This window comes from Microbulbifer regidiadema (SeqCode), assembly GCF_052466995.1.
The window spans coordinates 3777325-3794231 of record NZ_CP174297.1; the positions used below are offsets into that span (position 1 = coordinate 3777325).

The 16907-nt window shown below is 50.6% G+C and carries 1 protein-coding gene; it reads left to right on the plus strand.

Annotation, left to right across the window (positions count from 1 at the left end):
* Positions 1-41 precede the first annotated feature (41 nt).
* Positions 42-16868 carry a filamentous hemagglutinin N-terminal domain-containing protein gene (locus ACJJIK_RS16510; protein WP_444943362.1) on the plus strand — a complete coding sequence of 5609 codons (16827 nt, stop codon included), beginning with the start codon at positions 42-44 and terminating at the stop codon, positions 16866-16868.
* The last annotated feature ends 39 nt before the right edge of the window (positions 16869-16907 follow it).

Below are 16907 nucleotides of genomic sequence, written 5' to 3' on the forward strand. Positions count from 1 at the left end.
ATACTTAAAATTAACAAGGTTCCGCTTCGCAAGGTACTGGTATGAAAGCCAAAAATAAAAAGCTTGAGTTAAGAAAACTAGCAAGTGCCATTAAGGTATCAAGTTTTGCCTATGCAGGCCTGCTTGCTGGGCTGATGAGCCCGATGGCCCATGCGGGACCAGAAGGCGGAGTGGTAACCGGTGGTAGCGGTACCATTGACGTTGATGGAAGTACAACAACCGTTGATCAAACAACGGACCTGTTATCAATTGACTGGGACTCCTTTAATTTAACCGAAGAGGAATTAATCCAATTCCTGCAGCCGGACTCCTCGTCTATCGTACTTAACCGAATTCTGGATCAGGATGTCACCACGATTCAGGGCTCAATAGAGGCCAATGGCCACGTTATTCTCGTAAACCCGCGCGGGGTCCTTTTTACCGAAACGGCCACGGTTAATGTCGGCGCGATCACCGCTTCCGGGCTCGATATGAGTCCGGAAGATTTTATGAACGGCGACTTTGCTTTTCAGGGCGAGTCGGGTTCCTCCGGGGTTGTGATTAACCGGGGCGTAATTAATGCATCCAGTGCGGTGCTGGTCGGCAAGCAGGTGACAAACGCCTCGAGTGGTTTGATCAGCGCTGAACTGGTCAGCCTGGCAGCAGCGGATGAAGCCCTATTAACGTTTGATGCCGACGGCATGATCGGTATCAAAGTCACGAAAGAGGTTATGGAAAATGACCTCGGACTCGACAGCGCGGTATTAAACGAAGGGGCCATCGAAGGCGCTCAGGTTTTAATGGAAGCCAGCGTCTCCGGTGACCTGTTTACTGCGGCGGTCAATAACGAAGGCACAGTAACCGCGAGTGGCATTGATACCAGCGGCGGCAAGATACGCCTGTTTGGCTCGGGCTCCGGAGTCGTCAATAGCGGAACCCTGGAGGCATCCGGCAGTGCGGGGGGCGAAGTTGTCCTGGAGGGCGATTTCGCCGAGCACAGCGGCGCCATCTCGGTAGCGGCTGATTCGGGCAGCGGGGGCTATGTTGCCGTTTTAGGCGATGAAGTCGTGGTCAGTGGGGATATTGATGCCCGTGGCACTTCCTCCGGTGGTGAAGTCCTTATTGGCGGCGATTACCAGGGCGATAACGCAGATATTCGCAATGCCGAAACCACCAGTGTCACCGCAGAAGCCAATATCGATGCCAGTGGTGTCGGTGATGCCGATGGCGGTACGGTTATTGTTTGGGCCGATGATACTACCGAGTTTGGCGGTACGATTCTCGCCGAATCCGGGGCAGATGGCGGTGATGGCGGCCTGGTGGAAACCTCCGGCAAGATCTATCTGAATCTGGATGAGGACAATATGTTTGTCTCCACCCAGAGTCATGGGGAAGGGCAGACAGGTCTGTGGCTGTTGGATCCAGGTTGGATGGATATTATTGACGACACTTGTGAAAGTGCAAACTGCGTTTCCGTTACTTCCATTGTTCAGGGCCTTGATAGTAACGACATAACTATCCGACTTTCTAGTGCGACTGCAGGGAGTGGCCCAGATGGCAGTGTGGAGCCGGAGGACTCCGAGAGTTCCGATTTTTCCGATGGTATTCGTGTTTTAGCCGATATCGATTTGGATTCAGCGAATACCCTTACTCTGGATTCTTTTAGTAATGTATTAATTGAAAGTGGATATAGCATTACTAATGATAGCAGTGGCGAGCTCTCGATTTTGGCGGGTGAGGATTTCACTAATGCCGGAAGTATAACACTTGGGGGCACACTTGATGTAAGCGCCAATGGGTCATTTACCAATTCAGGTGCTATTTCAGTTGATAACCTTACCTTAAAGGTGGGTTTAGGAGGTGTTGATACCACTAATACCCTGGGTGATTTTACTGTAACCAGTACAGCTACTGTGACAGCTGGAGCCGGCACTGATACTTTTATATTTTCAGATAATGATGATGAAATAACTGTCACCGAAGATAATACATTTACGCTTTCTGACTCTGATAATCCAGATGCAACTATTACGTTTGACGAAATCGAAGTAGTTAATCTGGGCGGGGGGAGTGACAAAGTTACTGGTGCTGCTGGTGTAGATTGGACACTGATTAGCACTATTGATGCCGATACTGGCACTGAAGTTGCCGTCGATAATCAGGCTCAAAACAGCAATATTACTTTTAGCGATGTAGAAACTCTGGTTGCGAGGACATCGGAGGATGGAGGGACGGAGGCTAAGCTTCGGGGTACAGATGCTCAAGAAAACTTTACGCTGAACGACGGTGATATTGTCACCGTCAATGGTATGACCGTTTCCGGTATGACTCAGGTGTATGGCAGTGTCACTGGTACTGCTTTTAACGACAACTTGGATGCCAGCACTTATACGAACGGTTTAATACTCAGGAATAAGCCTGGAAAAATTAAGGCCAGCGATTCACTGCTGTTCGAGGGTATCGCTACCGTAACCGCCGCTAAATTGACGGGGCGTAATAACGAAGACACCTTCACAATTATTGAAGAAAATACTTTAGATCACACTCAATCGAGTATCCGTTTTAGCGGGGTAAGTACTGTAGCAGCGGACCCGGAAGGGTATAGTGCGACTGACACTGTAGTCGTGATCGATACCGTGACTCTAACCGAAACGGCCAATAGCGCAAAGACAAGCGGTATTACCTTCACTGGCATTGAAGGGATCAACAATAACGGCGGCAGCACCTTTAACCTGAACGGTTCTACAGAGGCGGATACCTTCACGGTAGTGAGCGAAACAGAAGTCACGGCTAATGGAATTAGTGTGACAGGGTTTAACTCTACTATTGATACCGGAGACGGTACTGATACGGTTACCGGCGCCGATACAGCGGATTGGACTCTGATTAGCGCTATTGATGATGCTACGGGCACTGAAACAGCGGTAGCTGCTCAGGCTAAAAACAGCAATATTACCTTTAGCAATGCAGAAGATCTGGTTGCCGACAGTGCAAACCTTCAGGGAACGGATGCTGAAGAAGCTTTTGAGCTGACCATTGACGGTGATGTCAGTGTCAACGGCATGACCTTTTCCGGCCTGTCTCAGGTGTTTGGCAAGGCCAGTGATAGCGACAGCGATAGCAGCGACAGCTTGAATGCCAGTGCTTATAGCGAAGGTCTGACACTCACTGGTACAGAGGAGCAGGTCAAGCTCACCTCAGACACAGACACACTAATCTTTAGTGATATTGTGAGTGCGACTGTAGGCAAACTGACAGGTACCGATAGTGCCGATACCTTCGAAGTTACGGGCGCAAATGCTTTAGATCACGATGAATCGGGGATCAGTTTTAACAGTGTGAGCGAGGTATTAGGCAACGGCGGCACTGACAGCGTCGATGCCAGTGCTTATAGCGCGGGCCTAGCACTCACGGGTGTGGCTAATCAGGTCAAGGTCACCTCAGGTACAGACACAGACAAGTTAATCTTTAGCGGTATTGCCAGTGCAACCACTGCAAAACTGACCGGTAGTAGTGCGGATGAAAGCTTCATCGTAACGACGGATGATACGGACACGGTTACGGTTGCGGTTAACACGATAGAGTTTACCGGTGTCAGTGAGGTTGACGCTGGAAACGGTACAGATGAGGTTACCGGCGCTGAGACAGCGGATTGGACACTGGTTAGTACCATTGATGCAGGTACGGGCACTGAAACAGCGGTAGCTGCTCAGGCTAAAAACAGCGGTATTACCTTTAGCAATGCAGAAGATCTGGTTGCCAAAAGTGCAAATCTTCAGGGAACGGATGCTGAAGAAGCTTTTGAGCTGACCATTGACGATGATGCCAACGTCAACGTCAGTGTCAACGGCATGACCGTTTCCGGCCTGTCTCAGGTGGTTGGTAACGGCGGCGATGATAGCCTGGATGCCAGTGATTACAACGAGGGTCTGACACTCACGAGTGATACTCACCAGGTCAAACTCACAGCAAGCGCAGACGCAGACACGTTAATTTTTACTGATATTGCTAGTGCAGTTGTAGGTAAGCTGACAGGTACCGAGAGTACCGACACTTTCATAGTTACGGGCGCAAATGCTTTCGATCACACTGAATCGGGGATCAGTTTTAGCAGTGTGAGCGAGGTAGTAGGCAACGGCGGTACTGACAGCGTCGATGCCACTACCTATAGCTATAGCGAGGGCCTGGCACTTACCGGTGGGACTAATGAGGTTAAGGTCTCGGTAGCTGTAGACACAGGCTTAGATGCCCTAACCTTTAGCGGTATCGCGAGTGCAAGCACGGCCAAGCTGACCGGCAGTGACGATTCGGATGAGTTTGAAATCACTGGTGATTTTACCCTGAAGGCTGCAGGCATCAGCTTTGAGGATGTGACAGAGGTCGATGGGGGTGATGGCGATGACAGTATCATCGCAATCAATACGATGACTCTGACAGGTGTTAGTAAAGAAGCGATCTCAAACTCAATCACCTTCAGCGATATTGAAGCTGCCAGAGGGGGTGAGCTTGAGGCCTCATCGAACAATGATACTTTTGAAGTAACGGGTTTCGAGGAACTGAAGGCAAATCAGATTAGCTTCAGTGAAATTGACAGTGTTGATGCAAAGGGTGGCACGGACAGTGTTACAGGTGCCGATGGTGTAGACTGGACTCTAACTGGTAATGATTACGAAGCCACTAACAATGGCATCACCTTTAGCGATGTAGAAATCCTAACGGCGGTCAATGCAGATCTAGCCGGCACAAGCGGTGCCGATGCCTTTGTACTTCAGTATGACGATGACAATAACCTGAATGTCGCAGTTTCCAGCATGGCTGTCTATGGGATGTCTTCTGTTAAAGGCAATGACGGCAATGATACCCTGGATGCCAGAGTTTACAGCGAAGGCCTGACACTCACTGGCACAGAGGAGCAGGTCAAGCTCACTCCAGAGGCTGGTGCCGATACTGACACGCTAACCTTTAGCAACATCACCACGGCAATTACGGAAAAATTAACCGGCACCGATTCGGCTGAAGAGTTCGTCGTAACGACGGATGATACAGACACGGTTACGGTTACGGTTAATAGTGTTGGCTTTACCGGTGTCAGTGAGGTTGTCGCTGGTGACGGTACAGATGAGGTTACCGGCGCCGATACAGCGGATTGGACACTGGTTAGTAATGGTGATACCGGCACTGAAGCAGCTGTGGATAACCAGGCTCAAAACAGCGGTATTATCTTTAGCGGTGTAGAGAAGCTGATTGCCAAAAGTGCAAACCTTCAGGGAACGGGTGCACAAGAAGCTTTTGAGCTGACCATTGACGGTGATGTCACCGTCAATGGCATGACCCTTTCTGACATATCTCAGGTGCTCGGCAACGGCGGCGATGACAGCCTGAATGCCAGTGCTTATCGCGAAGGCCTAACACTCACTGGCACAGCGGAGCAGGTCAAGCTCACCTCAGACACAGACACACTGATCTTTAGCGATATTGTGAGTGCGACTGTAGGCACGCTGACAGGTACCGAGAGTACCGACACCTTCGTAGTTACGGGCGCAAATGCTTTCGATCACACTGAATCGGGGATCAGTTTTAGCAGTGTGAGCGAGGTAGTAGGCAATGGCGGTACCGACAGCGTCGATGCCACTACCTATAGCTATAGCGAGGGCCTGGCACTTACCGGCGGGACTAATGAGGTTAAGGTCTCGGTAGCTGTAGACACTGGCTTAGATGCCCTAACCTTTAGCGAAATCACTAGTGCAACCACGGCCAAGCTGACTGGCAGTGATGGTTCGGATGAGTTTGAAATCATCGGTGATTATACCCTGAAGGCTGCAGGCATCAGCTTTGATGGTGTGACAGCGGTCGATGGGGGGGATGGCGATGACAGTATCACTGCAATCAGTACGGTGGCCCTGACAGGCGCAAGTAAAGAGGCGGTCTCAAACTCAATCACCTTCAGCAGTATTGAAGCTGCCAGTGGGGGCAGTCTTGAGGCCTCATCGCTCGATGATACTTTTGAAGTAACGGGTTTCGAGGAACTGAAGGCAAATCAGATTAGCTTCAGTGAAATTGACAGTGTTGATGCAAAGGATGGCACGGACAGTGTTACAGGTGCCGATGGTGAAGAGTGGACTCTAACTGGTTATGATTACGAAGCCACTAACCATGGCATCACCTTCAGTAATGTAGAAACCCTGACCGCAGTCAATGCAGATCTAGCCGGCACAAGCGGTGCCGATGCCTTTGTACTTCAGTATGACGATGACGATAACCTGAATGTCGCAGTTTCCAGCATGGCTGTCTATGGGATGTCTTCTGTTAAAGGCAATGACGGCAATGATACCCTGGATGCCAGTGTTTACAGCGATGGCCTAACGCTGACAGGCTCAACGGAGCAGGTCAAGCTCACTTCAGATACAGACACACTGATTTTTAGCGATATTGTGAGTGCGACTGTAGGCACGCTGACAGGTACCGAGAGTACCGACACCTTCATAGTTACGGGCGCAAATGCTTTCGATCACACTGAATCGGGGATCAGTTTTAGCAGTGTGAGCGAGGTAGTAGGCAACGGCGGTACCGACAGCGTCGATGCCACTACCTATAGCGAGGGCTTGGCACTTACCGGCGGGACTAATGAGGTTAAGGTCTCGGTAGCTGTAGACACAGGCTTAGATGCCCTAACCTTTAGCAATATCGCGAGTGCAAGCACGGCCAAGCTGACCGGCAGTGACGATTCGGATGAGTTTGAAATCACTGGTGATTCTACCCTGAAGGCTGCAGGCATCAGCTTTGCTGGAGTGACAGCGGTCGATGGGGGTGATGGCGATGACAGTATCATCGCAATCAATACGGTGACTCTGACAGGTGTTAGTAAAGAAGCGATCTCAAATTCAATCACCTTCAGCGATATTGAAGCTGCCAGAGGGGGCAGTCTTGAGGCCTCATCGCTCGATGATACTTTTGAAGTAACGGGTTTCGAGGAACTGAAGGCAAATCAGATTAGCTTCAGTGAAATTGACAGTGTTGATGCAAAGGGTGGCACGGACAGTGTTACAGGTGCCGATGGTGTAGACTGGACTCTAACTGGTAATGATTACGAAGCCACTAACAATGGCATCACCTTTAGCGATGTAGAAATCCTAACGGCGGTCAATGCAGATCTAGCCGGCACAAGCGGTGCCGATGCCTTTGTACTTCAGTATGACGATGACAATAACCTGAATGTCGCAGTTTCCAGCATGGCTGTCTATGGGATGTCTTCTGTTAAAGGCAATGACGGCAATGATACCCTGGATGCCAGAGTTTACAGCGAAGGCCTGACACTCACTGGCACAGAGGAGCAGGTCAAGCTCACTCCAGAGGCTGGTGCCGATACTGACACGCTAACCTTTAGCAACATCACCACGGCAATTACGGAAAAATTAACCGGCACGGATTCGGCTGAAGAGTTCGTCGTAACGACGGATGATACAGACACGGTTACGGTTACGGTTAATAGTGTTGGCTTTACCGGTGTCAGTGAGGTTGTCGCTGGTGACGGTACAGATGAGGTTACCGGCGCCGATACAGCGGATTGGACACTGGTTAGTAATGGTGATACCGGCACTGAAACAGCTGTGGATAACCAGGCTCAAAACAGCGGTATTACCTTTAGCGGTGTAGAGAAGCTGATTGCCAAAAGTGCAAACCTTCAGGGAACGGGTGCACAAGAAGCTTTTGAGCTGACCATTGACGGTGATGTCACCGTCAATGGCATGACCCTTTCTGACATATCTCAGGTGCTCGGCAACGGCGGCGATGACAGCCTGAATGCCAGTGCTTATCGCGAAGGCCTAACACTCACTGGCACAGCGGAGCAGGTCAAGCTCACCTCAGACACAGACACAGACACACTGATCTTTAGCGATATTGTGAGTGCGACTGTAGGCACGCTGACAGGTACCGAGAGTACCGACACCTTCGTAGTTACGGGCGCAAATGCTTTCGATCACACTGAATCGGGGATCAGTTTTAGCAGTGTGAGCGAGGTAGTAGGCAACGGCGGTACCGACAGCGTCGATGCCACTACCTATAGCTATAGCGAGGGCTTGGCACTTACCGGCGGGACTAATGAGGTTAAGGTCTCGGTAGCTGTAGACACAGGCTTAGATGCCCTAACCTTTAGCAATATCGCGAGTGCAAGCACGGCCAAGCTGACCGGCAGTGACGATTCGGATGAGTTTGAAATCACTGGTGATTCTACCCTGAAGGCTGCAGGCATCAGCTTTGAGGATGTGACAGAGGTCGATGGGGGTGATGGCGATGACAGTATCATCGCAATCAATACGGTGACTCTGACAGGTGTTAGTAAAGAAGCGATCTCAAACTCAATCACCTTCAGCGATATTGAAGCTGCCAGAGGGGGTGAGCTTGAGGCCTCATCGAACAATGATACTTTTGAAGTAACGGGTTTCGAGGAACTGAAGGCAAATCAGATTAGCTTCAGTGAAATTGACAGTGTTGATGCAAAGGATGGCACGGACAGTGTTACAGGTGCCGATGGTGAAGAGTGGACTCTAACTGGTTATGATTACGAAGCCACTAACCATGGCATCACCTTCAGTAATGTAGAAACCCTGACCGCAGTCAATGCAGATCTAGCCGGCACAAGCGGTGCCGATGCCTTTGTACTTCAGTATGACGATGACGATAACCTGAATGTCGCAGTTTCCAGCATGGCTGTCTATGGGATGTCTTCTGTTAAAGGCAATGACGGCAATGATACCCTGGATGCCAGTGTTTACAGCGATGGCCTAACGCTGACAGGCTCAACGGAGCAGGTCAAGCTCACTTCAGATACAGACACACTGATTTTTAGCGATATTGTGAGTGCGACTGTAGGCACGCTGACAGGTACCGAGAGTACCGACACCTTCATAGTTACGGGCGCAAATGCTTTCGATCACACTGAATCGGGGATCAGTTTTAGCAGTGTGAGCGAGGTAGTAGGCAACGGCGGTACCGACAGCGTCGATGCCACTACCTATAGCGAGGGCTTGGCACTTACCGGCGGGACTAATGAGGTTAAGGTCTCGGTAGCTGTAGACACAGGCTTAGATGCCCTAACCTTTAGCAATATCGCGAGTGCAAGCACGGCCAAGCTGACCGGCAGTGACGATTCGGATGAGTTTGAAATCACTGGTGATTCTACCCTGAAGGCTGCAGGCATCAGCTTTGCTGGAGTGACAGCGGTCGATGGGGGTGATGGCGATGACAGTATCATCGCAATCAATACGGTGACTCTGACAGGTGTTAGTAAAGAAGCGATCTCAAATTCAATCACCTTCAGCGATATTGAAGCTGCCAGAGGGGGCAGTCTTGAGGCCTCATCGCTCGATGATACTTTTGAAGTAACGGGTTTCGAGGAACTGAAGGCAAATCAGATTAGCTTCAGTGAAATTGACAGTGTTGATGCAAAGGGTGGCACGGACAGTGTTACAGGTGCCGATGGTGTAGACTGGACTCTAACTGGTAATGATTACGAAGCCACTAACAATGGCATCACCTTTAGCGATGTAGAAATCCTAACGGCGGTCAATGCAGATCTAGCCGGCACAAGCGGTGCCGATGCCTTTGTACTTCAGTATGACGATGACAATAACCTGAATGTCGCAGTTTCCAGCATGGCTGTCTATGGGATGTCTTCTGTTAAAGGCAATGACGGCAATGATACCCTGGATGCCAGAGTTTACAGCGAAGGCCTGACACTCACTGGCACAGAGGAGCAGGTCAAGCTCACTCCAGAGGCTGGTGCCGATACTGACACGCTAACCTTTAGCAACATCACCACGGCAATTACGGAAAAATTAACCGGCACGGATTCGGCTGAAGAGTTCGTCGTAACGACGGATGATACAGACACGGTTACGGTTACGGTTAATAGTGTTGGCTTTACCGGTGTCAGTGAGGTTGTCGCTGGTGACGGTACAGATGAGGTTACCGGCGCCGATACAGCGGATTGGACACTGGTTAGTAATGGTGATACCGGCACTGAAACAGCTGTGGATAACCAGGCTCAAAACAGCGGTATTACCTTTAGCGGTGTAGAGAAGCTGATTGCCAAAAGTGCAAACCTTCAGGGAACGGGTGCACAAGAAGCTTTTGAGCTGACCATTGACGGTGATGTCACCGTCAATGGCATGACCCTTTCTGACATATCTCAGGTGCTCGGCAACGGCGGCGATGACAGCCTGAATGCCAGTGCTTATCGCGAAGGCCTAACACTCACTGGCACAGCGGAGCAGGTCAAGCTCACCTCAGACACAGACACAGACACACTGATCTTTAGCGATATTGTGAGTGCGACTGTAGGCACGCTGACAGGTACCGAGAGTACCGACACCTTCGTAGTTACGGGCGCAAATGCTTTCGATCACACTGAATCGGGGATCAGTTTTAGCAGTGTGAGCGAGGTAGTAGGCAATGGCGGTACCGACAGCGTCGATGCCACTACCTATAGCTATAGCGAGGGCCTGGCACTTACCGGCGGGACTAATGAGGTTAAGGTCTCGGTAGCTGTAGACACAGGCTTAGATGCCCTAACCTTTAGCAATATCGCGAGTGCAAGCACGGCCAAGCTGACCGGCAGTGACGATTCGGATGAGTTTGAAATCACTGGTGATTCTACCCTGAAGGCTGCAGGCATCAGCTTTGAGGATGTGACAGAGGTCGATGGGGGTGATGGCGATGACAGTATCATCGCAATCAATACGGTGACTCTGACAGGTGTTAGTAAAGAAGCGATCTCAAATTCAATCACCTTCAGCGATATTGAAGCTGCCAGAGGGGGTGAGCTTGAGGCCTCATCGAACAATGATACTTTTGAAGTAACGGGTTTCGAGGAACTGAAGGCAAATCAGATTAGCTTCAGTGAAATTGACAGTGTTGATGCAAAGGGTGGCACGGACAGTGTTACAGGTGCCGATGGTGTAGACTGGACTCTAACTGGTAATGATTACGAAGCCACTAACAATGGCATCACCTTTAGCGATGTAGAAATCCTAACGGCGGTCAATGCAGATCTAGCCGGCACAAGCGGTGCCGATGAGTTTGTACTTCAGTATGACGATGACAATAACCTGAATGTCGCAGTTTCCAGCATGGCTGTCTATGGGATGTCTTCTGTTAAAGGCAATGACGGCAATGATACCCTGGATGCCAGAGTTTACAGCGAAGGCCTGACACTCACTGGCACAGAGGAGCAGGTCAAGCTCACTCCAGAGGCTGGTGCCGATACTGACACGCTAACCTTTAGTGACATCACCACGGCAATTACGGAAAAATTAACCGGCACCGATTCGGCTGAAGAGTTCGTCGTAACGACGGATGATACAGACACGGTTACGGTTGCGGTTAATAGTGTTGACTTTACCGGGGTCGGGGAGGTTGATGCTGGTACGGGCAGCGATAAGGTTATTGGCGCCAACGGCGCAGACTGGATACTGAGCAGTGATACAGATGCTGATAATAAAGCTGAAAACAGCGGCATAGCCTTTAGCAATGTAGAGACTCTGGATGCGGACAACGCCAACCTTCAGGGCAGCAGCGCCAAGGCAGAAACCTTTGTTGTGAGCAATGAGGGTGCTGTCAGCGTCAATGACATGAGTGTTTCCGGCACGTTATTGGCGGTGCTGGGTAATGGCAACAGCAGCAGTAGTGAAGGCGACAGTCTGAATGCCAGTGCTTATAGCGAAGGCCTGACACTCACAGGTACAGCGGGGCAGGTCAAGCTCACTCCAGAGGCAGACACAGATACGCTGACCTTTAGCGATATCACGAGTGCAACTACGGCCAAGCTGACCGGTAGCGATGATTCGGATGAGTTTGAAATCACCGGTGATTATACCCTGGATGCTGCATACATCAGCTTTGCTGGAGTGACAGCGGTCGATGGGGGGGCTGGCGATGACAGTATCAGTGCAATCAGTACGGTGACTCTGACAGGTGTTAGTAAAGAAGCGATCTCAAACTCAATCACCTTCAGCAGTATTGAAGCTGCCAGCGGGGGTAACCTTGAGGCCTCATCGGGCAATGATGTTTTTGAAGTAATGGGTTTTGAAGAGCTGAATGCGAACCTGATTAGCTTCAGTGGTATTAATAGTGTTGATGCAAAGGGTGGTACGGACACTGTTACAGGTGCCAATGAAGAAGACTGGACACTGGGCAGCGACGCCAAGGTAGCAACCAATAGCGGCATCACATTTAGTAATGTAGAAGCCCTGGTTGTGGATGAGGCCAACCTTCAGGGCAGCAGCGCCGACGCAGAAACGTTTGTTGTGAGCAATGAGGGTGCTGTCAGCGTCAATGAAATGAGCGTTTCCGGCACGTTATTGGCGGTGTTTGGTAATGGCAACAGCAGCAGTAGTGAAGGCGACAGCCTGGATGCCAGTGTTTATGGCGAAGGCCTGACACTCACCGGCACAGCGGAGCAGGTTAAGCTCACTCCAGAGCCAGATGCGGATGCAGACACACTAACCTTTAGTGACATCACCACGGCAATTACGGAAAAACTAACCGGCACCGATTTGGATGAAGAGTTTACGGTGGCTGGTAATAATACGGTTGCGGTGAATGAAATTGATTTTACTGGCGTCGAAGAGGTTGACGCTGGTGCGGGCAGCAACAAGGTTATTGGCGCCAACGGCGCAGACTGGATACTGAGCAGTGATACGGATGTTGATAATAAAGCTGAAAACAGCGACATAACCTTCAGTAATGTAGAGAGCCTGGTTGCCGACAACGCCAACCTTCAGGGCAGTAGCGCCAACGCAGAAACCTTTGTTGTGACTGAGGAGGGCGCTGTCAGTGTCAATGATATGACCATTTCCGGCACGTTATTGGCGGTAATGGGCAATGGCAGCAGCAGTAGCGAAGGTGACAGCCTGGATGCCAGTGCCTATGGTGAGGGCCTGACACTCACAAACACAACAAAGCAGGTCAAGCTTACCTCAGACACAGATACGCTAACCTTTAGCGACATCACCACAGCAATTACGGAAAAACTAACTGGCACCGATTTGGATGAAGAGTTCACGGTGGCTGGTGCTAATGCGGTTGCGGTGAATGAGATTAACTTTACCGAGGTCGAAGAAGTTAACGCTGGTGAGGGCAGCGATAGAGTTACCGGTGCCGAGAATGCAGACTGGATACTGAGTGATGATACGGATGTTAATAATAAAGCTGAAAACAGTGATATAGCCTTTAGCGGTGTGGATTTTCTGGTTGCTGACCAGGCTAGCCTTCAGGGCAGCAGTACCAAGGCAGAAGCCTTTGCTCTGACCGTGGAAGATGCTGTCACGGTTAACGGTATGACCGTTTCGGACATGCTAGGAGTGGCTGGCAATGGTGGTGGCGACAGCCTGGATGCCACCGCCTATAGTGGGGGCCTGACACTCACCGGCGAGGCTAATGAGGTTAAGGTTTCAGCAAATGCAGATGCCCTAACCTTTAGCGATATCGACAGTGCAGAAACTTTAAATCTGACAGGTACCGATGATTCAGATGAATTTGAAATCACTGGTAATAATGCTCTGAAGGTTGAGGGCATAAGCTTTAGTAAGGTGACCTCGGTCGACGGGGGTACTGGTGATGACAGTATCAGCGCAATCAGTACGGTGACTCTGACAGGTGTTAGTAAAGAAGCGATCTCAAACTCAATCACCTTCAGCAGTATTGAAGCTGCCAGCGGGGGCAATCTTGAGGCCTCATCCGGCAATGATGTTTTTGAAGTAACGGGTTTTGAAGAGCTGAAGGCGAATCAGATTAGCTTCAGTGAAATTGACAGTGTTGATGCAAAGGGTGGCACAGATACTGTTACAGGTGCCAATGAAGAAGACTGGACACTGGGCAGCGGTACTAAGGTAGCAACCAATAGTGGCATCACTTTTAGTAATGTAGAAGCCCTGGTTGTGGACGAGGCCAACCTTCAGGGCAGCAGTGCCGACGCAGAAACGTTTGTTGTGAGCGATGAGGGTGCGGTCAGTGTCAATGAAATGAGCGTTTCCGGCACGTTATTGGCGGTGTTTGGTAATGGCAACAGCAGCAGTAGTGAAGGCGACAGCCTGGATGCCAGTGCCTATGACGAGGGCCTGACACTCACAGGTACAGCGGAGCAGGTTAAGCTCACTCCAGAGGCAGGCGGAGATACAGACACGCTGACCTTTAGTGATATCTCTAGTGCAATCACTGCAAAACTGACTGCTACCGGCTCAAATGAAGAATTCACGGTGGCTGGTAATAATGCAGTTGCGGTGAATGAAATTGCCTTTACCGGGGTTGAGGAGGTTGAAACTGGGGACGGTAGTGATTCAGTTACCGGTGCCTATGCTGCCGACTGGACCCTGGAGGGGGAGAATAATAAAGCCATTAACAGTGGTATTACCTTTATCGATGTGGAGCTCGTAACGGCAGATAGCGCCAGCTTGCTGGGAAGCAGTGGTGCCGATGCCTTTGTGCTGCAAGCGACTGGCGACATCATCGAAGTCGACAATATGACCTTCTCGGGCGTATCGGCAGTCGATGGTCAGGGTGGCAACGATAGCCTGGATGCCAGCGACTATACCGGTGCCCTGGAGCTCAGTGGCACGGCTAATCAAGTTATGGCAGATAGCCTGACTTTTGACGGTATTGTTAGCGCCGTAACTTCTACGTTAAGAGGTTCTACTGGTGCGGATACTTTTACTATAAGTGGCGATAACGCAGCGACCAGCTACGGTATCGATTTTACCGGCTTGAGCACCATTAATGCTCGAGGGGGTAACGATACGGTTATCGGTGCCGATGATGCCGATTGGGCCCTAACGGGAGCTAACAAGGAGGCTGTTAACAGCAGCATCACTGTTAGCAATGTAGAGAATATCACTGCCGTAAACGCAGACTTGGTTGCTACAGCCAATGATGATGCCTTTGTACTCCAGGCTGATGGTGATGTAGAAATTAGCAGCATAACCGTATCCGGTATGTCTGCGGTTGATGGCAATGGCGGCGATGATACTCTGGACGCCAGTGCCTATACCGATGGTTTGTCATTGACCGGTACTGACAACCAAGTGGCTGCAGGCTCACTATCTTTCGATAGTATTTCCAGTGCGACGACTTCTATCCTGACAAACACTCACAATTCTGCTGAATTCCAATTGGAGGGTGATGGAGCACTGGCAACTGCCGGCATCAGCTTTAGTGGCCTTGAAGCGGTGAATACCTCGGGTAGCAATGACTCTTTAGTGGCTACCGATGATGACGATAACTTTACCCTCAACTCCGATGGCGATATCAGCGTTGCAGGTATCGACTTCACTGGCCTGGAAAGCGTCGATGGTGCGGGGGGGAGTAACACGGTACAGGCCGATGGGGCGGCTACCTGGACCTCGACCAGCTCCGCTGGCGCTCTGGTTGATGGCAGTGTAGAAGCTGAAGTTAATAGCCTGACCGTCTATTTCGAGAACCTCGAATCGGTAGCGGGCGCTGGAAGCTACGTTGGCCAGGATATCGATGGTGAGTATGAGTTTAGTGCTCTGGATACCATGACAATTGGCGAGGTGACCTTTGCCGACTTGGATACTGTAGCGGCTGGTTCAGGCTCTGATGCGGTTTATGGATCTAATCTTAATACTACCTGGAATATCAATGATTCTGGGCACACCGTATCTGATGGTGAAACATCCCTCACTATTACCGGTATCGAGTCTATTACTGCCGGCTCTGGCAATGACCAGTTCAATTTAAATGGCGGTGAACTCACAGAAATTAATACCGGTGCGGGTAACGACACAGTTACCTTCTCGGGCACGGTAATTGACAGTATCTCCCTCGGTGCTGGCGATGACCTTTTGACGGTAAATACTGATATTGGCCAGGGCGTAGAGCTGGATGGCGGCAGCGGGTCTGATGACTTCCAGTACAACCCGTCGGGCGCGACCTGGGAGATTTATAGCAGCGGTAATCAGGTAGGTAACTTCGACTTCACCGGCTTTGAATACCTGGATAATACTTCTAACTCTATTACCGTTCTGACCGATCAGGTTTTTGATTTTGAAAATGGTGGTAATACTTCCGAAAGCTTCAATAAAAATGGGGCCGGACTGCAGTTTAGCGGTATGCGACTCGGCTATGATGGCGAAGGCGATATCTATGTCACGAGTAGCGCGACAGGTACCATCGGCGGTAGTTTGGTAGCCGATCGTGCAGAGCTGGTTGTTGCCGGTGATGTAGATATAGAGGCGGACGTTGGCGTCTTGGGCGTTGCTACTTCCGGAGCGGACATCAATATCAGCGTGTTGGCTGCGGGAGACCTGGTTATTGACGAGATCAATGCGGGGCGCGGCAGCGTATCCCTGGCCAGCTCCAGTTTCGGCGACCTAACTGCTGAAAGCTATGGTGACACCCACATTACTGCCTCTGCGGTAACTCTGGGAACGGAAACTCAACTCTGGACCCTGATTGGTGAGACAACCAACCCACTGCGTATGGATGTCACCGATACACTGGATATCTATTCCATCAGCTACTATGAGCCCGATTTTATTGGCCAGATCCCAACGGTGACCAGTACCGGTGATGAGTTGCAGTCTATTGCCGGCGCTCAGGCCTCTCAGGGCCTCAAGTCAGCGGTGCAAAATGCGGTGGAAGATTTCAGCCAGGTGGACCCGGCAATCTTTAGTGCAGTGAAACCCTATAGCAGCGGTATTGATGCGGTGAACTCTCCAGAGATGCGCCTCAAGTCTGGAGAGCTGGCGCCTTCCGTCGCTTCTGCGGATAGCGAAGATGAAGATCGTCGGCAATTTGATGCTCAGCTGGAGGTTGGAGTCGATGTGGTCGGGGATGTTCTGGGAGACCTGAGTGGCGGTAGTGCAGGGCGTTAAATAACCCTGCCACAGATAAAAAGCCGGTCTGACAAACCG

Coding starts and splice junctions, on each gene's coding strand:
- ACJJIK_RS16510 (WP_444943362.1), top strand. CDS start 42: ATGAAAGCCAAAAATAAAAAGCTTGAGTTAAGAAAACTAGCAAGTGCC.